This window comes from Bordetella genomosp. 13 (genome assembly GCF_007679965.1).
Classification (GTDB): domain Bacteria; phylum Pseudomonadota; class Gammaproteobacteria; order Burkholderiales; family Burkholderiaceae_B; genus Bordetella.
In genome coordinates this window covers 169,575-188,321 of record NZ_VEHL01000011.1, presented here as the reverse complement: position 1 = coordinate 188,321, position 18,747 = coordinate 169,575, and the positions used below count along the sequence as shown (strand labels likewise).

Below are 18,747 nucleotides of genomic sequence, written 5' to 3'. Positions count from 1 at the left end.
TGACAGGTGACGCCGGGATTGATGTAATCGCGATTCACTCTCTCGGGGAGTAGCCGGAGTCTGAAGTTTGGGCTCCTGCAGTGTCGTCAGTACGGAAGCCGGGTGGCCGTTGTCGCCGCCTCGGAATCCCGGCACTGTGGTCCGCGTCACGAACGCGGCTGGCGAGACCGGCATGGGTTTTTACATCCTCCCATCCCGTCATAAAGGGTCTCGTCATGGTATCTGTCGGTACGCCACTGCTGTGGTCGTTGTTCACGGTTTTCGTGATCGTCGCACTGCTTCTCGATTTCTTCGCCCTCAATCGCCAGGGCGCCCAAAAAGTCTCCATCCGCGCTGCCGCCGTCTGGTCCCTGATCTGGGTGGCAACCAGTTTCGTGTTCGTCGGCCTGCTGTGGTGGGGCCTGGGCGGCATGGGAGAGGACGCGGCCGCACGCGCACTGGCCAATGACAAGGCGCTGGAATTCATCACCGGCTACCTTGTCGAGAAGGCGCTGGCCGTCGACAACATCTTCGTCTTCCTGCTGATCTTCAGCTACTTCGCGGTGCCGGCGGAGTTCCAGAAGCGCGTGCTGATGATCGGCATCCTGCTGGCGCTGGTGCTGCGCGGCATCCTGATCCTGGTGGGGGCCTGGCTGATCGCGCAGTTCCACTGGATTCTCTACGTCTTCGGCGCCTTCCTGGTCTTTACCGGCATCAAGATGTGGTGGGCCGCGGGCCAGGAACCCGACCTGGAGAACAACCCTGCGCTGAAGTGGGTGCGCCGCAAGCTGACGATTTCGCCCGACTATGACGGCGAGCGTTTCTTCACGAAGATCGATGGCAGGAAGATCGCCACGCCCATGCTGGTGGTGGTGCTGCTGATCGGCATCGTCGACGTGGTGTTCGCGGTGGACTCGATCCCGGCGATCTTCGCGATCACGACCGACCCCTTCATCGTGCTGACCTCCAACGTCTTCGCGATCCTGGGCCTGCGCGCCATGTACTTCCTGCTGGCCGGCATGCACGAGCGGTTCCACCTGCTGCCCTACGGCCTGGCCCTGGTGCTGGTGCTGATCGGGACGAAGATGTTGCTTATCGACATCTACAAGATCCCGGTCATGTGGTCCCTGCTGGGCACGGGCACCATCCTGGCGGTGACCATGATCCTGTCGCTGCTCATCCCGGCCAGGACGGGCGAGTCCGCCGGCGGCGCCTATCCCTTCGGTGGCAAGGGCAAGGACGGTGAAAAGAAGGCTTCCTGATCCAGGAGCGCGGCCTTCGTCGAACTGCCTCCGAAGTCGGGCATGGATTCGACTTCGGGGGTATTTCACGTGAGGCATTATTTTCCGTGGGTCCGCCCCATTGCAGGAAAGGGGACGCTTAAATGGAGCGGCAAGCCGAGTCCGCCACGTGGAAGCTTTCAGGATGTCGCGCCGCAGCATGCAATGTCGCATATCCCCGGCGCGCAAGGGCTGGACATGGGTTAACCTGTCAGCTGTCCCCGGTATGTGCGAGTCCTAGCCACTGATGCCCCAATTTTCCATGCGCGATCCCGAGAATCGCCATCGCAGCATTTATCTGCTGCCCAATGCCTTCACCACGGCCGCGTTGTTCGCGGGGTTCTACGCCGTCGTGCAGGCCATGAACGACCGGTTCGAGACGGCGGCCATCGCCATCTTCGTGGCCATGGTGCTCGACGGCATGGATGGGCGCGTGGCCCGCCTGACCAACACGCAGTCCGCCTTCGGCGAACAGTACGATTCGCTGTCCGACATGACGTCCTTCGGGGTGGCGCCGGCGCTGGTGGCGTACGAATGGATCCTGCAGGACCTGGGCCGCTGGGGCTGGCTGGCGGCCTTCGTCTACGTGGCGGGGGCGGCGTTGCGCCTGGCCCGCTTCAACACCAACATCGGCGTGGTCGACAAGCGCTTCTTCCAGGGCTTGCCCAGCCCGGCCTCGGCCGCGCTGGTGGCGGGCTTCGTCTGGCTGGCCATCGACAACAAGCTGCCCATCCACGATACCTTCATGGCGTGGGCAGCCTTCATCATTACCATGTATGCCGGCGTGGCCATGGTGTCGAACGCGCCGTTCTTCAGCGGCAAGAGCTTCGCCCTGGGCCGCAGCGTGCCCTTCTGGGGCATCCTGGTCGTGGTGGCGGTGTTCGTGTTCGTGTCCAGCGATCCGCCGGTGGTGCTGTTCGGCCTGTTCGTGCTGTATGGCCTGTCAGGCTGGGTGGTGATGGCCTGGCGCTGGAATCGCGCCCGCCGCCTGCAGCAGGAGCGCCGGCGCGTGCCGCCGGTCTGAGGGGCTTTCAGGGCAGGGTCGTCATCGGCCCGTCCGCTTGCCGCGTCGGGGCGCCCTGGGTGCCCCGTCTCGTTTTCGGGGTTGGCTCACCAGAGGCCGAACTTGTCGTCGTCATACATGGGATCCGGCCCGGGGTGGAAGCGCGTGACGCGCGTCCCGTCGCGGCCCATGTACACGTACATCAGCGAATTCCACACGCTTTCCTGGCGGTAGCGGTAGGCCCACACGACTTCCCGCACGCTGGGCATGCCCACCTGGTCGATGCGGGCCGGCGGCCCGAATTCGCATTGCACGCGCTGGGCGGTCCATTCGGTGCCGTCGGCCAGCTTCTTGAAGTGCTCGTCGGTCAGCAGCGCCTCCATGCGGACCACGCGGCCGTCGGGCGTGACGTCGGTGCCCCAGGCATATTGGCCCATCGGCTGCTGGGTCCAGATGGCGCGCTGGCCGCCGTCGGGCTTGGTGCAGCTGAAGTTGGCCCGGCCGAACTGGGCCTCGGCCGTGGCGACCGGCGCGCCCGGTGGGACGTCCTGCACCATGGTGGTGCATGCGGAGAGGGCGGCCACGGCGGCCGTCAGGGCAAAACAGCGGGCAAGCGGACGGATGGGCGACATGGCCTGTCTCCTGGAAGCGACTTGCAGGGCGCGGACGGGCGCGCGGGTTTGGGACATTCTAACGAATCGGCTACAATGCTTTTTGCCCGACGAACGTTGTCGGGCATCGTTGTTTGAGAAGCACCGAAGAAGTATCCACTAGCAGTACCAGAAAGGCAGTACAGAAGAGCACTACCAGAAATACGGCGCGCGGGATGGCCTGCGCGCTATTTGCCAACCCACGGCTGGGCGCCTCGGCCCTGCCGCATGTCCGAAGAGGTCATCAATGTCTGTCGCTGACATCAAAAAGTCTGAAATCGTCTCGCAATTCCAGCGCGCTCAAGGCGATACCGGTTCCCCCGAAGTTCAGGTGGCTCTGCTCACCGCCCGTATCAACGAACTGACCGGTCACTTCAAAGAACACATGAAGGACCATCACTCGCGCCGCGGTCTGCTGCGCATGGTCAGCCGCCGCCGCAAACTGCTCGACTATCTCAAGGGCCGCAATCCCGACTCGTATCGCGCTCTGATCGAAAAACTCGGTCTGCGCAAGTGATCGACGGGGCTGGCTCCCCTTGGGGTATAGGCTCCCCATAGCAACCGTGGTCGGTGCGATCTATCGCAGCGGCCACGGTTTTTTATTTGCAAGGGATATCCGTCATGTTCAATAAAGTCACCAAAACGTTCCAGTACGGCCAGCACACGGTCACGCTGGAAACCGGCGAGATCGCTCGCCAGGCATCCGGGGCCGTCGTGGTCTCGATCGAGGATACCGTTGTCCTGGCCACCGTCGTGGCCGCCAAGAAGGCCAAGGCTGGCCAGGATTTCTTCCCGCTGACCGTCGACTACATCGAGAAGACCTACGCCGCGGGCCGCATCCCCGGTGGCTTCTTCAAGCGCGAAGGCAAGCCGTCCGAGAAGGAAACCCTGACGTCGCGCCTGATCGACCGTCCGCTGCGTCCGCTGTTCCCGGAAGGCTTCTACAACGACGTGCAGGTTGTCCTGCACACGCTGTCCGTCAACCCGGAAATCGATCCCGACATCGCCGCCATGATCGGCGCCTCGGCCGCGCTGGCCATCTCGGGCATCCCGTTCAACGGCCCGATCGGCGCCGCGCGCGTGGGTTACATCAACGGCCAGTACGTCCTGAATCCGACCGCTACGCAGGTCAATGATTCGGACCTGAACCTGGTCGTCGCCGGCACCGAAACCGCCGTGCTGATGGTCGAATCCGAAGCCAAGCAGCTGTCCGAAGAAGTGATGCTGGGTGGCGTGGTCTACGGCCACGAGCAGATGCAGACCGTCATCAACGTCATCCATGACCTGGTGCGCGAAGCCGGCAAGCCCGACTGGGACTGGAAGCCCGCCGCCAAGAACGAATCGCTGATCGCCGCCGTGTCGGCCGCCGCCCAGGAAGGCCTGGTCGCCGCCTACCAGATCCGCGAGAAGCAGGCCCGCACCACCAAGCTGCGCGAAGTCTACGCCGACGTGCACGCCAAGCTGGCCGAGCAGGCCGCCACCGCCGGCCAATCGGCGCCGGACGGCGTCACCGTGGACAACGTGCTGTTCGACATGGAAGCCCGCATCGTGCGCGGCCAGATCCTGAACGGCGAGCCCCGCATCGACGGCCGCGACACCCGCACCGTGCGCCCGATCAGCGTGCGCCTGGGCGTGCTGCCGCGCGCGCACGGCAGCGCGCTGTTCACCCGTGGCGAAACGCAGGCGCTGGTCGTCGCCACGCTGGGCACCAAGCAGGACGAGCAGATCATCGACGCGCTCATGGGCGAGTACCGCGACCGCTTCATGCTGCACTACAACATGCCCCCCTTCGCCACCGGCGAAACGGGCCGCATCGGCGTGCCGAAGCGCCGCGAAATCGGCCACGGCCGCCTGGCCAAGCGCTCGCTGGTCTCGCTGCTGCCGGCTGCCGAAGACTTCCAGTACACCATCCGCCTGGTCTCCGAGATCACCGAATCCAACGGCTCGTCGTCGATGGCCTCGGTGTGCGGCGGCTCGCTGGCCATGATGGACGCGGGCGTGCCGCTGAAGGACCACGTGGCCGGCGTGGCCATGGGCCTGATCCTGGACAACGGCAAGTTCGCCGTGCTGACCGACATCCTGGGCGATGAAGATCACCTGGGCGACATGGACTTCAAGGTCGCCGGCACCGACAACGGCATCACGGCCCTGCAGATGGACATCAAGATCCAGGGCATCACCAAGGAAATCATGCAGGTTGCCCTGGAGCAGGCGCGCGAAGGCCGCCTGCACATCCTGGCCAAGATGCGCGAAGCCCTGGGCGAATCGCGTGGCGAGCTGTCGGCCTTCGCGCCGCGCATGCTGACCATCAAGATCAACCCCGAGAAGATCCGCGACGTGATCGGCAAGGGCGGCGCCACCATCCGCGCGCTGACCGAAGAGACCGGCACGCAGATCGACATCTCCGACGACGGCACCATCGTCATCGCCAGCGTGGACGAGAGCAAGGCCAAGGAAGCCCAGCGCCGCATCGTCGAGCTGACCGCCGACGTCGAGGTGGGCCAGATCTACGACGGCTCGGTGCTGCGCCTGCTGGACTTCGGCGCCATCGTGCAAGTGCTGCCGGGCCGCGACGGCCTGCTGCACATCTCCGAGATCGCCAACTACCGAATCGCCAACATCAACGACGTGCTGAAGGTCGGCCAGGCGGTTCGCGTGAAGGTCATCGAGGCCGACGACAAGGGCCGCCTGCGCCTGTCCGTCAAGGCCATCGGCGGCATCGAGCAGCAGCAGCCCCAGGCCGCTGACGCCGCGCCGGCTCCGCAAGCCGAGTAATCCGGCGGTGCGCGGTCCGGTTGGACCGCGAGCCCTTCCGGCCACGCAAGGCCCCTTCCGGTTTCCGGCGGGGGCCTTGTGCTTTTTGGGCCACGGTTGCGGCCGCATGGGGGTTTTACGGTAAAGTCATGCCACCCTCGATGGGCGATCCCACGCGATGGGCTGCTGGCGGCAGGCCGCGGCGCGGCGTGCTGGCGACGTATCCCTTTCAGACGGAGCACGATGGCGACCTGGCTGCCGACGGCGCGCATATTTGGACTGGCCGCAGCCCTGCTGCTGGCGGGCTGCGTCATGCCACAGGGCACCGTGCCGTCCAAGGGGCCGCGCCAGGAAGGCATGTCGGCCGACCAGCTGATGCAAACCGACTTCAACCGGACGGTCACGCTGGCCATGCGCGACAACCTGTCCAGCCTGTACACGCTGCTGGACAAGCTCTACCGGCGCAATCCACGCGAATGGCGCAAGGCCGGCCAGGCCGACCAGGCGGCCGCCGTGGCCCGCGTGCGCGGCATGATCGAGCAGCGCCGCGCGCCTCCCGGGCTGTCGGGTCTGCGAGACATCCAGGTGCTGGCGGTGGCGCTGGACCCGGCCTACCAGGGCGACCGCGTGGCCGCCTTCGTCTACGGACTGGCCGACACCATCCTGGCCGCGCACGACGGCAAGACGCGCTTCTATGCCACCGACGCGCTGGACGGCCAGCGGATCTACAATGCCGCTCGCAATGTCGAGGCCGCCGCGTGGCTGCTGGCCTCGCGCCGCGGTCCGCAGGGCGGACCGCTGCTGCTGGCCAACGAGATGTCGGACGAGGCCATCAACCTGAGTTTCGAGCGCGAGTTCGGTGCCCTCATCGGACGGCTCGACCTCATCGCCAATCTGCTGGGCGAAAACACGCGGCGCATCGGCATCAATTACGCGCAAGGGCTGCTGTTCTTCAATTTCCTGCCCGTGCGCTGAACCGGAAAGACCTTATCGTGATCGACCTCGCCGCCATCGAAGCCGCCCGCACCCAGTTGCGGGGGCAGGTGCTGCAAACCCCTTTCACCCATTCCCGCACGCTGTCCGACATCCTGGGCGCCGAGATCTGGCTGAAGTTCGAGAATCTGCAGTTCACCGCCTCGTTCAAGGAGCGCGGCGCGCTCAACCGCATGCTGGCGCTGTCGGAAGCCGAGCGCAGGCAGGGCGTCATCGCGGTGTCGGCCGGCAACCATGCGCAGGGCGTGGCCTATCACGCGCAACGCATGGGCGTGCCCGCGGTCATCGTCATGCCGCGCTTCACGCCCACCGTGAAAGTGGCCAACACGCGGCGCTTCGGCGCCGAGGTCGTGCTCGCCGGCGATACCTTCGACGACGCCAAGGCACACGGCTACGAGCTGGCGCAGAGCCGCGGCCTGGTCATGATCCATCCGTACGACGATCCCGCGGTCATGGCGGGGCAGGGCACGCTGGCGCTGGAAATGCTGGAGGCCCAGCCCGACCTGGACATGCTGGTGGTGGCCATCGGCGGCGGCGGCCTGATCTCGGGCATCGCCACGGCCGCCAAGGCGCTCAAGCCAGCCATCGAGATCGTGGGCGTGCAGACCGAGCGCTTTCCGTCGATGTACGCCGCGATGCAGGGCGTGCCCATGGCCTCGGGCGCCTACACCATCGCCGAAGGCATCGCGGTCAAGTCGCCCGGCACGTTGACGGAGCAGGTCGTGCGACGCCTGGTCGATCGCATCGAACTGGTCAGCGAGGGCGAGATCGAGCATGCCATCGTGGTGCTGCTGGAAATCGAGAAGACCGTCGTCGAGGGCGCGGCCGCCGCGGGCCTGGCGGCGCTGCTGCAGGCCCAGGCGGCGGGGCGCACCGATTACCGCGGCAAGCGCATCGGCCTGGTGCTGACGGGCGGCAACATCGATCCGCTGATGCTGGGCGAACTGATCGAGCGCGGCATGGTGCGAGCCGGCCGCCTGGCGCGCATCCGCGTCGACCTGCGCGACCTGCCGGGCGCGCTGGCGCATGCCACCAAGCTGATCGCGGACGCGCATGCCAACATCACCGAGGTCCACCACCAGCGTGCCTTCACGGCGCTGCCCGCCCGCAACGTCGAGGTGGATTTCGTGCTGCAGACGCGCGGGCCCGAGCATATCCAGGAAGTGATCGAGGTGCTGAACGCGGCGGGGTTCGCGGCGAGCAACCACGACCATTGAAAAAGCCGGGGCGCCGGAACGTCCCCTTTGGTTCGTGGCCTGGCTCCGCTTCGACGGGGCGCATCGGAACCGTGCCGGAGAAGACGCGATGGCGGAGCGCGTCGCCCGACACGCGTCGAAGTGCAGGCGGCGCCGTACTGCACCGTGCCTGCGTATCCGGACGCCTACGCCGTCACCAGCCTCTTCAGTCGATAGAGCCTTTCGCGGTGCAGCGTGTTCTCCAGCGGCTCGGGTTCGCGGCCCAGCGCCACGTAGTCCTGCGAGACCTGCCGCACGGCGGCATCCAGCCGCTGCGCATCGGCCTGCCACCACTGCGCCAGGAAATGATCGGGCGCATAGGCGTCCAGCCCCTGGCGGCGCAGTTCCGAGCGGTTGAAATCCTTCAGGTTCCACGTCATCACCTGCACGGTGGGCGTGGCCTGGAGCCCGCAGCGTGCGCGGCGCGCCAGGCCCGCCGCGATCACGTGGAAATCCTTGGGATCGCTGTAGCGCAGCACGGCCTCGTAGGCCTGGATGTCCGATTCCATCGCCCCGGGAAAGCGCCGGTTCATGTCGTCCCATTGCGCGACCAGCATGTCCTGCGGCATCTGCCACAGGCGCGCGGCGTTGCGCCGCCATTCCTCGCCGATACGCTCGGTCCAGACCGGCTGGAAGACGCCCAGGTCGGCCACGCGCAGCAGCAGCCGGCGCAGCACGGTGGACATCAGCACGCAGGCGTCCAGGACGACGAAGGGAGGGGAAGCGATGGGCATGGGCATGGAGCAGGGCGGCGCGGCGGCCTGGGAGGTGCCGCGATTGTGGCGCCAACGGCAGGGATTCGGCAAATCCGGCCCGCGGCGTCATGGCATTTCGGGCGCCGCATGTCCGGGGCGATCAGGCCCCGGTCCGCTGAAACCGTGGTGCCCTGGCCCGGACCGTCTTTATTGCGTTCCCTGCACCGCCGCCATGCTCAGGCGGGTCACCAGCAGCAGCAGTTCGGCCTGGCGGCGCGTGCCCGTCTTCTGGAACAGCGAGGCCAGCTGCGTCTTCACCGTGGCGTAGGACACGCCCAGCGATTCCGCGGCCTGCGCCAGGCTCAGGTCCTGCTGCAGCAGTTCCAGCAGGCGCGCCTCGGCCGGCGTCAGCCGGAAGATGTCCGTCAGGCTCTCCTGCAGCGACAGCGGCTGCCCCGAGGCGCTGCGCACCAGCACCATGGCCAGCGGCTGCATGTGCGCGGCCGCGTAGCGGTGGTCGGGGGCCAGCGGCGTGGCCACGACGTAGTCCTCGCCGGACGTGTGCAGGCGGAATGCCGCGGCGCGCGCAGGGCCAGCCCGGCCACAGGCCGTCTGCAGGATGCGCTGCCACTGCGAGTGCGTGCGCAGCCGCTTGCCATGTTGCGCCTGCCATTGGTCGCCGCTGGTGTTGGCCAGCATCACGTGGCCTTCCGCGTCGACGATCAGCAGCGGCGCGGCGATGGCGTCCATCGAGGCCCTGGCCAGCGCCGCCTGGCGCTCCATGTCGGTCAGGCGCAGCCGCAGCCGCACGGATTCGCGCAGGTGCGGTACCAGGCGCAGCAGCGCGCGCTCGTCCTCGGCGGCGAACGGTCCGCGCTCTCTGGCGCGCTGGAACGAGATGTACCACTCGGCGCTGGGCAGCCGGACCATGGGCGCGCACATCAGGGCGCCCATGTCGTGGCGATGGAAGAAATCCTGGTAGAACTCCGACGCAGGGATGCGCGGATGGCCAAGCCCGCGCGGACCGCCGGGGCGGGAAGCCGCGGCGGGCCGGGCCGGCGGCTCGCGCGCCGGATCGTGCGCGACGTGATAGGCGTCGTAGTCGTCGACGACGGGAGAGGGCAGGTCGGGCGTGTCGGCCACCACCACCTTGCCGGGCGGCTCCAGCAGGATCAACGTGGCGTGTTGTCCGCCGACGTATTCGGTGACGGCCTTCAGCGCGGCGTGCCAGCGTTCGGTATGCAGGATTCCGGAATAAAGCTTGCCGACGATCTCTGCCTCTTCCCTCGTGGTTGCGTCCATGCCCTGTACCGGATTGCGCAGTGGACCTGCGGGTGATTTTTCCTCGCCGATGATAACGATAACAACGCGGATGAATCCCGTAGATATAACCCTGAACGGGGTTATGTGGAAAGGGTCGGGTGAATGGAATGCGGGGCTGCCCATATTGCGCAGGGCGTGCGGGCGGAATCCGGCGATTATTCCGGTAGGAGCGTAAGTATTTGCCGGACTGCGCTGTGCATGACATGCGGCAGCGTCGTCATTGTGCATGACGCCTCCAGGAATCTGCATGGAGACGCTTTTCGATCCATCGCGCCGGCAGTTTGATCGCAGCAGGGCGGAATACGAAAAAAGCCGCCCCTGCGTGGGCAGGGGCGGCTTCCGGATTGGTGCCCGAGGCCGGAATCGAACCGGCACGCCTTGCGGCGAGGGATTTTCTTGCCACTTCGGCTTTCGCCGCCGCCCGGGATATGTGGGCGTTCGTGGTCTGGAGCACGCCTTCACCATAGCCTGGCGGCCGTAGGTGCCCGCCGTCTGCTCTCTACACCTTCCCGGGCGGCTGCCTGGGCTTGGCTCGGCGTTGGCTCGGATGCCGGAGCATCCAGGGCGTTCGCCGACTTTGACGGGCGTCACTTCGGGCGTTTCCCCCCGAAGGCTCAAATTGTTCAAGTCCCTTGTGTCTACCGATTTCACCACTCGGGCTTTCGTGCCGAGGCACCGGCCGAAAGAGGCGGCAACTATACCACCCGGCCCCGATGCGGATTTGCGACGAATTCGTTTATTGCAATAGTGGTGACACAATGCAACGACAGGATGACAGCCTCCTTAACAGTCGACAGAGCGTAAGAGCGTCATGCCTATCCAGACTTCATCTCCGTCCCACCCCTGGTCCCTGCTGCGGCGTCGCGCCGCCCGCCTGGCCGCGCTGGCGCTGATCCCCTTGGCGCTGGCCGCCTGCGGCGGCAGCGACGATGACGACGATGATGAAGTGGCCGACAACACGCCGCCCGTCACGCAACCGGCGCCGGAAGACAGCACACCGCCCGTCGACACCCGCAACCAGGCCTACCTGAAGGCCGCGGAAGGCGACATCCTGAAGGTCAGGATCAAGGAGCTGATCCCCACGCAGCCGGCGCTGGGCTATGACCAGATCTACTACAAGCTCGGCCGCTGGCAGGGCGACTTCGACCGTCCCACCTGGGCGGCCGATCCCGATTCCCAGCTGGACTACATCAACGATACCGTCGGCAAGAAGTTCGGCGACTACTGCGAAGACACCGGCCAGCATGATTTCGGCGGCTTCGACACCATCGCCCAGGCACGCGCGGCGACGCTGGCGGATCCCACCACGTTCCAGTGCGAAAGCACGCCCGGCGCCGATGCCGACGACAAGGCCGTGATGAAGACGGTCGTGGTCGGCTACGACGGCAACCTGTACCTGACCGACGGCCACCACTCGTTCAGCGCGCTGCGCGAGATCTTCGACGGCGGCCCCGAGCTCGAGGTATACGTCCGCGTGTCGGCCAACTATAGCGACATCAAGACCAAGGAAGCCTTCTGGCAGAAGATGGTCGACGAGCGCAAGACCTGGCTGGTGGACGGCGACAACAACCCCATCACCGTCGACCAGTTGCCGATCCGCCTGGGCCTGGCCAATGGCACCGAGCCGGGCGGCATGTCCGAAGACCGCTACCGCTCGCTGGTCTATTTCACGCGCGACATCGCCTACTCTCAGGGCGATCTGCCCGAGTTCGCCGAGTTCCTGTGGGGCGACTGGATCCGCCGCCAGCAGGCGCTGCCCGGCACGCTGATCAAGCCGCTGTCCGGCTACCAACTGACCGCCACGACGACCGCCGAATTGAACACGGCGCTGGGCGAAAGCACGATCAACAAGAACAGCCTGGCCATCGGCGGCAGCAACGACAGCTACTCGGCCGCCGTTCGCGACGTGACGCGCCAGATGATGACGCTGAACGACACCGACGTGATCTACGGCGACTACACCGCCGGCAAGCTGGGCCACATCAAGCTGGTCGGCGGCGAGGACGCCACCAGCGACGCCGTGGGCGAGCTGAAGGACAGCACCCGCAGCGACGTCAAGACCGATGGCACCTCGCGCAAGGCCGGCAAGCTGTGGTTCGCGGTGCACTACCGCATGTGCGGCAAGCCTGCGGCGGGTACGTGCTGGGGGTACTGAGCTGAAATGCCTGGGTCTTGACCTGAAGCCTGCTGCTTAAGGTCGGATAGCATCGGCAGGAAGGGGACGGGAGACCGTCCCCTTCGTCATTTGGGTGGGGAATGCGCGGACAAGACGTTCTTCCGGGTGGATATTCAGGGCAGCGACGATTCAACCAGCGCGGCCCATTCCTGGAAATCCCGGGCCGGCCAGTTGTTGCCGAGTTTCAGCCCGGTGACGTCATAGGCGCGCGGCGCGCCGCCGAACCAGTTGAACCAGCCCTGGCCGGGAATATGCACCAGCGGGATGTCGAATTCCTTGATGTGGAACTCGGACCCGGGTGGAAACTCGTCTTGGCGAGGCACGCGGCGCGCGTGGGGCCTGGCGGGAAACAGGCGTTTCACCAGTTCAAACCGTATATCGCGCATAAGCCTCCCGCAGGAACCGCCTTCCTTGTTCGGTCAGGCCGCTATCTTCGACGAACTCGGAAAATGCGTCTGCCAATTTGCTGGCATCGCCCAGGCGGTCGATTATCTGCGGCTGGCCGAATACGGCGTGAAAGCGCTCGCCGGCCGGCAGCCAGGCGTAAAGCGCGCCCGTCGCGAATTCCAGGATGGCATCCCCGTGGGAAATCTGGAAGAACGCGTTCCAGGCATCGTCCGGGTCGGCCGCGCGGATCGTTTCCGGCGATTTTCCGAATTCGGCGTGATGGACGAGTATGGCTTCGCCGGCCGTGCCAGCCATCACGGCGAGGGCGTCGAAAGCATCCCTGTCCAGTACGTCCGGAAACACCCGCGCCGCGTAGGCGTGCGATTGCAGGAATGCGGGGCGCATGAGACGCCGTTCATCCAGCGCATCGTGGAAAAGCGTGGGGGTCATGGCTCGTGCCTTTGCGAGGGACGAGGGCAATGGTACGCCGAGCATCGAGAGGCAAGAACGGCGCCCAGGTTCGGAATTGGCGGAAGGAGTGGGATTCGAACCCACGGATGGTTGCCCATCGCCGGTTTTCAAGACCGGTGCAATCGACCACTCTGCCATCCTTCCTGCTGCGTTCGTGATCATCGCCGGCGATGGCGTTGCCGGATCGCGGGCCGGCCCGCGTGCGCGGCCGTTGGTCACTGAAGGGCTGCAATCATAATCCATACGGACGGCAGGCGTCTGCCGTGCGGCCGCGGCGGCTTCGTCAATCGCACCAAAGCACGGGATAATGGCGGTCTCAACCAAGTTGGAGGCAATCCCATGCGTGCAATCGAGATTTCCAAGCCCGGCGGCCCCGAAGTGCTGGTGCCGGTAGATCGTCCGATGCCCGAGCCCGGTCCGGGCGAAGTGCTGATCAAGGTGGCAGCGGCCGGCATCAACCGGCCCGACGTGTTCCAGCGCAAGGGCAACTACGCGCCGCCGCCGGGCGTCTCCGACCTGCCCGGCCTGGAAGTGGCCGGCGAGATCGTCGCGGGCGACGCCGCGGCCGCCGGCCTGGCGCTCGGCGACCAGGTGTGCGCGCTGGTGGCGGGCGGCGGCTATGCCGAATACTGCGTGGCACCGGCGCTGCAGTGCCTGCCCATTCCGAAGGGCCTGAGCCTGATCGAGGCCGCCGGCCTGCCCGAGACCTATTTCACCGTCTGGAGCAACGTGTTCGACCGCGGCCAGCTGGCCGACGGCGAGGCGCTGCTGGTGCACGGCGGGGCCAGCGGCATCGGCACCACGGCCATCCAGATCGCGCGCGCCATGGGCAACCCGGTGTACGCCACGGTGGGCAGCGACGACCGCGTGCGCGCCGTCGAAGAGCTGGGCGCCACCAAGGGCATCAACTACAAGACACAGGATTTCGTGCAGGAAGTGCTGGAGGCCACCAACGGCGCCGGCGTCAACGTCGTGCTGGACATGGTGGCGGGCGACTACATCCCCCGCAACGTCAAGTGCCTGGCCGACGATGGCCGCATCGTCATCATCGCGCTGCTGGGCGGCGCCCAGGCGCAGGTCGACTGCAATCATGTGCTGCGCCGGCGCCTCACCATCACGGGCTCCACGCTGCGCCCGCGCCCGGTGGCGTTCAAGGGGCAGATCGCGCGCGCGTTGCAGGCCCGCGTCTGGCCGCTGCTGGAGTCGGGCGCCATCAAGCCCGTGATCCATGCGACCCTGCCGCTGGAACAGGCTGCCGTGGCCCACGCCATGATGGAGTCGGGCGAAAACATCGGCAAAATCATCCTGACCGTCTGAAGGCTGTAACGGGCAGGCGCGTTGCGCGCCAACAGGATACAATCTTGGGTTTGACCGGGATTTTCCTTTTCCGGTCTTCCGATATCCAGAGATCGTTCCAAAGATCGCTTCGAAATACGATCCTCCGAGATCCTTGCCCATGACCACCACCCAAGCTCGCGCCCGCCTTGTGCTGGGCAACTGGAAGATGCACGGCACCCTGGCCGAGAACGCCGCGCTGCTGGAAGCCCTGGGCACCGCCGACCCGGCCGCGCATTGCCAGTTCGGGGTGTGCGTGCCTTTCCCGTACCTGAGCCAGGTGCAGCAGCTGCTGGAAGGCAGCTCCATCGCCTGGGGCGCGCAGGACGTCAGCAAGCACGAGAAGGGCGCCTACACGGGCGAGGTCTCCGCCGCCATGCTGGCCGAGTTCGGCTGCACCTGGGCGCTGGCCGGCCATTCCGAGCGCCGCTCGCTGCACGGTGAAACCGACCAGGTGGTGGCCGACAAGGCCGCCGCCGCGCTGGCCGCCGGCATCACGCCGGTGGTCTGCGTGGGCGAATCGCTGGAAGAGCGCGAGGGCGGCAACACCCTGGGCATCATCCAGCGCCAGCTGGCCCCCGTGCTGGCCCTGGGCGCCGACGCCCTGGCTCGCATGGTGCTGGCCTACGAACCCGTCTGGGCCATCGGCACCGGCCGCACCGCCAGCCCCGAACAGGCGCAGGAAGTGCACGGCGCCATCCGCGTGGCCCTGCAAGGCCTGGGCGTGCCCCAGGTCCAGGTTTTGTACGGCGGCAGCGTCAAGGCGGCCAATGCCGCCAGCCTGTTCGCCATGCCCGACATCGATGGCGCCCTGGTGGGCGGCGCGTCGCTGGTGGCCGAAGAATTCCTGCGCATCGCCGCAGCCTAAAGTTTCCGTTCGGAGTTTTTCATGTCTATCAATACTGTGTTGATGATCATCCAGGTCCTGTCGGCCCTGTCGATCATCGTGCTGGTCCTGCTGCAGCAGGGCAAGGGCGCCGACATGGGGTCGGCATTCGGCACCGGCTCGGCCGGCAGCCTGTTCGGCGCGTCCGGCGCCGCCAACTTCCTGTCGCGCTCCACCAAGTGGGCCGCCGTGGTCTTCTTCGTGTCCACCGCCGGCCTGGCGTACGTCACGCACTCGCTGCATATCGGCAACGCGGGCGGCAACGTCGAAAGCGGCGTCATGCAGAACTACCAGGACCGTTCGGTGCCCCAGGTGCCGGGTGGCGCCGCCCCGTCGTCCGTGCCGGGCGCCGGTTCGGTTCCGGCGGCGCCCGCCACGCCGCCCGCCGCCGATCCTTCGGTGCCGAAGGCTCCGGCCGAAACGCCCGCCGCGCCGGCCAGCCCCGCGGCTCCGGCCAAATAATCTTTCGTCCCGCCGGCGCGCGACCCCAAGGTTCGCCCGCCGCGTGCTCGACCCCCGACAGCCTGGCGCCGTATCGCGCCAGGCTGGTTCGTTTTCATGCCGCGGGCCGCATCCTGGCCCCGCGCCATCTGCCTCCCTCGATCAGCTCGCGCACCAGGCCGACCAGCACGTGTTCCACGGCCTGGCAGGCCAGGCTGGTCGCGGCGGCCGCCGAGACGCACAGCGCCGCGCGGCGCCGCAGCGTGTCGTCCAGGATCGGGATGCCCACGATGTCCGGGGCCACCGAGTTGCCTTCGGCCAGCGCCGACCACGGCAGCACCGTCCAGCCCCGGCCGTGCCGCACGCAGGTCAGCAGGATGGAGACCGCGCTGGTCTCGGCCACCAGCGTCAGCGGCAGGCCGGCTTCCGAGCATGCGCGCTCGACGATCACGCGCACCGAATTCGGAAAGCTGGGCAGCAGCAAGGGCAGGGCGGCCGCATCGGCCAGGCTGATCGCCTGCTGGCGTGCCTCGATCGGCAGGCCCACCAGCATCAGTTCCTCGTCGAACAGCGGCACCGTGCGCATGCCGTGGCGCGGCCGCACCTCCATGGCGATGGCCATGTCCAGGCGCTGCGTGGCCACGGATTCGGCCAGGCTGTAGGTCGAGGCCTCGATCAGTTCCAGCGTCACGCCGGGCAGCCGTTCCGCGGCCCGGTCGATCAGCGGCAGCGCCAGTACGCGCGAGGTGCTGGTCGGCAGGCCCACGGTGACGTGGCCCGACGGCGTCTCGCGCGTGCGCGCCACGGCCGCGCCGGCTTCCTCCACCTGCCGCAGCACGGTCTTGGCGTGCTGGTACAGCACCAGGCCGGTGTCGGTGGGACGTACGCCCAGCGGGCTGCGCTGCAGCAGCACCGTGTCCAGCTCGGCCTCCAGGTTGGCGATGTGCTGGCTGAGCGAAGGTTGCGCCACGTGCAGCGCCTGGGCGGCGGCCGTGATGCTTTCGAGTTCTACGATGCGGGCGTAGTACCGCAGTTGCCGCAAGTCCATCGGGTCGGGGGATAGGCTGTCGTTATGGGAAGCAGGCGCGAGGGCTCAGACTAGGCCTTGCCCGCGCCGGATGCACTAGAGATAACCCCTATAACGACGGGCAGTCGGCGCCGCCATGCCCCTACCATCGTTTTTTCCTATGGGTGCATCGGCAAAGCGTATTTGGTCGGCGGCGCCGCACGCGACGATGATGCGTTCGATCGGCCGGCATGTCGCCCGCCGCAACGTATTACCGGTAGTGCCATGTCCGCAGAATCGATCGACGCCTGGAAGGTTTCTCCGCAGCAATACGGGCAATCGCGTCCGCCCGAATATGCCTTGCCCGCCGCGCCGCAATCCCGCTACCTGACGATGCGCGACGGCTGCCGCCTGGCCATCGACGTGTATCTGCCGCAGGCGCAAGCAGGCCGCGAGCCGCCCGCGAGGCTGCCCACGCTGCTGTTTTTCACGCCCTATTACCGCCGCTTCAAGATGGCCGAGGGTGCCACGGGCGAGAACAATCCCAACACCGGCAAGTTCCGCGACTACTTCGTGCCGCGCGGCTATGCGGTCGTCGTGATCGACGTGCGCGGCACCGGCGCCAGCTTCGGCACGCGCGACAGCTTCCGCTCGCCGCGCGAGCGCGAGGACAGCCGCGAGGTGGCCGACTGGGTCATCGCGCAGCCGTGGTCGGACGGCGTGCTCGGCGCCACGGGCGTGTCGTACCTGGGCGCGGCCTCGGACTTCCTGGCCAGCACGGGGCATCCCGCCGTCAAGGCCATCGCGCCGCTGTTCTCGGTGTGGGACACGTATACCGACAACTATTTCCCGGGCGGCATCCAGCTCAAGGCGCTGACGCAGAGCTACGACGACCTGATGGTGGCCATGGACCACGACCGCCGCGAGATGCTGTCGCGCTTCGTGTACTACGCCAATCCGGACCTGCGCGGCCCGCATCCGGTGGACGAGGACGCGGACGGCACGCTGGTGCGCCAGGCCGTGCACGAGCACCTGGCCAATTTCCGCCAGACCGAGTTCATGCCCGAGTTCCGCTTCCGCGAGGAGGCGCTGCCGTACGATCCGGCCTTCAGCTCGGCCTCGTTCAGCCCCTATGCCGTGGCCGAAGGCACGCGCGAGGACGTGGCGATCCTGTCAGTGTCCGGCTGGATGGACGGCGCGGGCTATGCCAACGGCGCCATCGCGCGTTTCCTGACGCTGGACAAGAACCCGCGCCACCTGCTGCTGGGACCATGGGACCACGGCGCGCGCATCGACGTGTCGCCCTGGCGCCGCGCCGAGTCGCCCGAGTTTCCGCTGCTGACCGAGATCCTGCGATTCTTCGATCACTACCTGATGGGCCGCGACACGGGCCTGCAGCACGAGGCGCCGGTGCACTACTTCAGCCTGCATGCGCAGGCCTGGCGCGGCGCGCAGCAATGGCCGCCGCAGCAGGAACAGGTCGTACTTCACCTGAACGGCGACGGCCTGCTGGACCCGCGACCCGCGCACGCCGTCGGCTCGGACGACTATCAGGTGGACTTCACGCTGGGCACGGGCCACGGCACGCGCTACGAGCGCATCGCCGCCATCAACAGCACCGAGTACTACCCCGACTGGCACGGCCGGACCGACAAGCTGCTGAGCTACACCTCGGCGCCGCTGGATGGCGCGCACGAGCTGGCCGGCCACGCGCTGATCGAGCTGCACCTCGCCAGCAGCGAGCCGGATGCGGCGCTGTTCGTCTACCTGACCGAGATCGAGCCCGACGGCCGCGAGCGCTACGTGACCGAAGGCCTGCTGCGCGCGCTGCATCGCAAGGAGGCGCCGTGCCCGCCGATGTTCCGCACCTCCTGGCCCTTCCGCACCTTCCGGCGCGAGGATGCCCGCCCGCTGGTGCCGGGGCAGGCCGAGATGATCCGCTTCGCCCTGCTGCCCGTGGCGTGGCGCTTCTCGCCGGGCAGCCGCATCCGCGTCTCGCTTGCGGGGGCGGACGCCGACCATTGCGGCCAGATTCCGCATGGCCGTCCGCCGCGGCTGACCGTGCATCGCGGTCCCGGGCAGGACTCGCGCCTGCTGCTGCCACTGCGCAAGCTGGCCTGACCTGTTTCGCCT

At 67.1% G+C, this 18,747-nt stretch carries 17 protein-coding genes and 1 tRNA gene; 11 read left to right on the top strand and 7 right to left on the bottom strand.

What is annotated here, in order from left to right:
* Positions 1-215 precede the first annotated feature (215 nt).
* Together FS845_RS23780 and pssA are read left to right on the top strand one after the other, a co-directional pair.
* Positions 216-1,241 (top strand): TerC family protein, encoded by a 1,026-nt coding sequence (locus FS845_RS23780; protein WP_144640134.1) that lies wholly within the window; start codon positions 216-218, stop codon positions 1,239-1,241.
* Positions 1,242-1,506: 265 nt separating this feature from the next.
* Positions 1,507-2,283: a CDP-diacylglycerol--serine O-phosphatidyltransferase gene (gene pssA / locus FS845_RS23775; protein ID WP_144640131.1), complete on the top strand. Its 777-nt coding sequence runs from the start codon at positions 1,507-1,509 to the stop codon at positions 2,281-2,283.
* Between the two features lie 86 nt (positions 2,284-2,369).
* Here pssA and FS845_RS23770 read toward each other — a convergent pair whose 3' ends face one another.
* On the bottom strand, positions 2,370-2,894 hold the full coding sequence (locus FS845_RS23770) for a hypothetical protein (protein WP_144640128.1): 525 nt from the start codon (positions 2,892-2,894) through the stop codon (positions 2,370-2,372).
* Between the two features lie 265 nt (positions 2,895-3,159).
* On the opposite strand from FS845_RS23770, the gene rpsO reads away from it, so the two are divergent.
* From rpsO to FS845_RS23750, 4 genes are all read left to right on the top strand, one after another.
* Positions 3,160-3,429, top strand: a complete 270-nt coding sequence (gene rpsO, locus FS845_RS23765; protein ID WP_066132974.1) for a 30S ribosomal protein S15 — start codon at positions 3,160-3,162, stop codon at positions 3,427-3,429.
* Between the two features lie 104 nt (positions 3,430-3,533).
* Positions 3,534-5,687 carry a polyribonucleotide nucleotidyltransferase gene (pnp, locus tag FS845_RS23760; protein ID WP_144640125.1) on the top strand — a complete coding sequence of 718 codons (2,154 nt, stop codon included), beginning with the start codon at positions 3,534-3,536 and terminating at the stop codon, positions 5,685-5,687.
* A gap of 222 nt (positions 5,688-5,909) precedes the next feature.
* Positions 5,910-6,641: a hypothetical protein gene (locus tag FS845_RS23755; protein WP_144640122.1), complete on the top strand. Its 732-nt coding sequence runs from the start codon at positions 5,910-5,912 to the stop codon at positions 6,639-6,641.
* A gap of 17 nt (positions 6,642-6,658) precedes the next feature.
* Entirely contained in the window at positions 6,659-7,876 is a 1,218-nt protein-coding gene (locus FS845_RS23750; RefSeq protein ID WP_144640119.1) for a threonine ammonia-lyase, read from the top strand.
* A 164-nt stretch (positions 7,877-8,040) separates the two neighbouring features.
* On the opposite strand, the gene FS845_RS23745 is transcribed toward FS845_RS23750, so the two are convergent.
* Both FS845_RS23745 and FS845_RS26640 read right to left on the bottom strand, forming a co-directional pair.
* Positions 8,041-8,628, bottom strand: coding sequence for a PIN domain-containing protein (locus tag FS845_RS23745; RefSeq protein ID WP_409929331.1), 588 nt, complete (start codon positions 8,626-8,628; stop codon positions 8,041-8,043).
* A 168-nt stretch (positions 8,629-8,796) separates the two neighbouring features.
* A complete protein-coding gene (locus FS845_RS26640) occupies positions 8,797-9,891 on the bottom strand; it encodes a helix-turn-helix transcriptional regulator (protein ID WP_186332398.1) in 1,095 nt (364 codons plus the stop codon).
* 832 nt (positions 9,892-10,723) lie between these two features.
* Between FS845_RS26640 and FS845_RS23735 the strand changes: the two genes are divergently transcribed.
* Positions 10,724-12,067, top strand: a complete 1,344-nt coding sequence (locus FS845_RS23735; protein WP_144640111.1) for a ParB/Srx family N-terminal domain-containing protein — start codon at positions 10,724-10,726, stop codon at positions 12,065-12,067.
* A 134-nt stretch (positions 12,068-12,201) separates the two neighbouring features.
* Here FS845_RS23735 and FS845_RS23730 read toward each other — a convergent pair whose 3' ends face one another.
* From FS845_RS23730 to FS845_RS23720, 3 genes are all read right to left on the bottom strand, one after another.
* A complete protein-coding gene (locus FS845_RS23730; protein WP_144640108.1) occupies positions 12,202-12,411 on the bottom strand; it encodes a hypothetical protein in 210 nt (69 codons plus the stop codon).
* A 43-nt stretch (positions 12,412-12,454) separates the two neighbouring features.
* On the bottom strand, positions 12,455-12,925 hold the full coding sequence (locus FS845_RS23725) for a hypothetical protein (RefSeq protein WP_144640105.1): 471 nt from the start codon (positions 12,923-12,925) through the stop codon (positions 12,455-12,457).
* Between the two features lie 77 nt (positions 12,926-13,002).
* Positions 13,003-13,090: transfer RNA gene (locus FS845_RS23720), tRNA-Ser, on the bottom strand.
* Positions 13,091-13,285: 195 nt separating this feature from the next.
* On the opposite strand from FS845_RS23720, the gene FS845_RS23715 reads away from it, so the two are divergent.
* The 3 genes from FS845_RS23715 to secG all read left to right on the top strand — a co-directional run bounded on the left by FS845_RS23715 (position 13,286) and on the right by secG (position 15,629).
* Positions 13,286-14,263 (top strand): NAD(P)H-quinone oxidoreductase, encoded by a 978-nt coding sequence (locus FS845_RS23715; RefSeq protein ID WP_144640102.1) that lies wholly within the window; start codon positions 13,286-13,288, stop codon positions 14,261-14,263.
* Positions 14,264-14,402: 139 nt separating this feature from the next.
* Entirely contained in the window at positions 14,403-15,149 is a 747-nt protein-coding gene (tpiA, locus tag FS845_RS23710) for a triose-phosphate isomerase (RefSeq protein WP_144640099.1), read from the top strand.
* Positions 15,150-15,170: 21 nt separating this feature from the next.
* Positions 15,171-15,629: a preprotein translocase subunit SecG gene (secG, locus tag FS845_RS23705; RefSeq protein ID WP_144640097.1), complete on the top strand. Its 459-nt coding sequence runs from the start codon at positions 15,171-15,173 to the stop codon at positions 15,627-15,629.
* A gap of 94 nt (positions 15,630-15,723) precedes the next feature.
* On the opposite strand, the gene FS845_RS23700 is transcribed toward secG, so the two are convergent.
* The gene (locus tag FS845_RS23700) at positions 15,724-16,656 is read right to left on the bottom strand and encodes a LysR substrate-binding domain-containing protein (RefSeq protein WP_144640094.1); all 933 of its coding nucleotides are present in this window, start codon (positions 16,654-16,656) and stop codon (positions 15,724-15,726) included.
* Between the two features lie 243 nt (positions 16,657-16,899).
* Between FS845_RS23700 and FS845_RS23695 the strand changes: the two genes are divergently transcribed.
* Positions 16,900-18,735, top strand: a complete 1,836-nt coding sequence (locus FS845_RS23695) for a CocE/NonD family hydrolase (protein WP_144640091.1) — start codon at positions 16,900-16,902, stop codon at positions 18,733-18,735.
* The last annotated feature ends 12 nt before the right edge of the window (positions 18,736-18,747 follow it).

Bases quoted from the DNA above. Each gene is read 5' to 3' on its own strand.
- FS845_RS26640 (WP_186332398.1), bottom strand. From the start codon at position 9,891: ATGGACGCAACCACGAGGGAAGAGGCAGAGATCGTCGGCAAGCTTTAT.
- secG (WP_144640097.1), top strand. From the start codon at position 15,171: ATGTCTATCAATACTGTGTTGATGATCATCCAGGTCCTGTCGGCCCTG.
- FS845_RS23725 (WP_144640105.1), bottom strand. From the start codon at position 12,925: ATGACCCCCACGCTTTTCCACGATGCGCTGGATGAACGGCGTCTCATG.
- FS845_RS23700 (WP_144640094.1), bottom strand. From the start codon at position 16,656: ATGGACTTGCGGCAACTGCGGTACTACGCCCGCATCGTAGAACTCGAA.
- pnp (WP_144640125.1), top strand. From the start codon at position 3,534: ATGTTCAATAAAGTCACCAAAACGTTCCAGTACGGCCAGCACACGGTC.
- FS845_RS23770 (WP_144640128.1), bottom strand. From the start codon at position 2,894: ATGTCGCCCATCCGTCCGCTTGCCCGCTGTTTTGCCCTGACGGCCGCC.
- pssA (WP_144640131.1), top strand. From the start codon at position 1,507: ATGCCCCAATTTTCCATGCGCGATCCCGAGAATCGCCATCGCAGCATT.
- tpiA (WP_144640099.1), top strand. From the start codon at position 14,403: ATGACCACCACCCAAGCTCGCGCCCGCCTTGTGCTGGGCAACTGGAAG.
- FS845_RS23695 (WP_144640091.1), top strand. From the start codon at position 16,900: ATGTCCGCAGAATCGATCGACGCCTGGAAGGTTTCTCCGCAGCAATAC.
- FS845_RS23745 (WP_409929331.1), bottom strand. From the start codon at position 8,628: ATGCCCATCGCTTCCCCTCCCTTCGTCGTCCTGGACGCCTGCGTGCTG.
- rpsO (WP_066132974.1), top strand. From the start codon at position 3,160: ATGTCTGTCGCTGACATCAAAAAGTCTGAAATCGTCTCGCAATTCCAG.
- FS845_RS23780 (WP_144640134.1), top strand. From the start codon at position 216: ATGGTATCTGTCGGTACGCCACTGCTGTGGTCGTTGTTCACGGTTTTC.
- FS845_RS23735 (WP_144640111.1), top strand. From the start codon at position 10,724: ATGCCTATCCAGACTTCATCTCCGTCCCACCCCTGGTCCCTGCTGCGG.
- FS845_RS23755 (WP_144640122.1), top strand. From the start codon at position 5,910: ATGGCGACCTGGCTGCCGACGGCGCGCATATTTGGACTGGCCGCAGCC.
- FS845_RS23715 (WP_144640102.1), top strand. From the start codon at position 13,286: ATGCGTGCAATCGAGATTTCCAAGCCCGGCGGCCCCGAAGTGCTGGTG.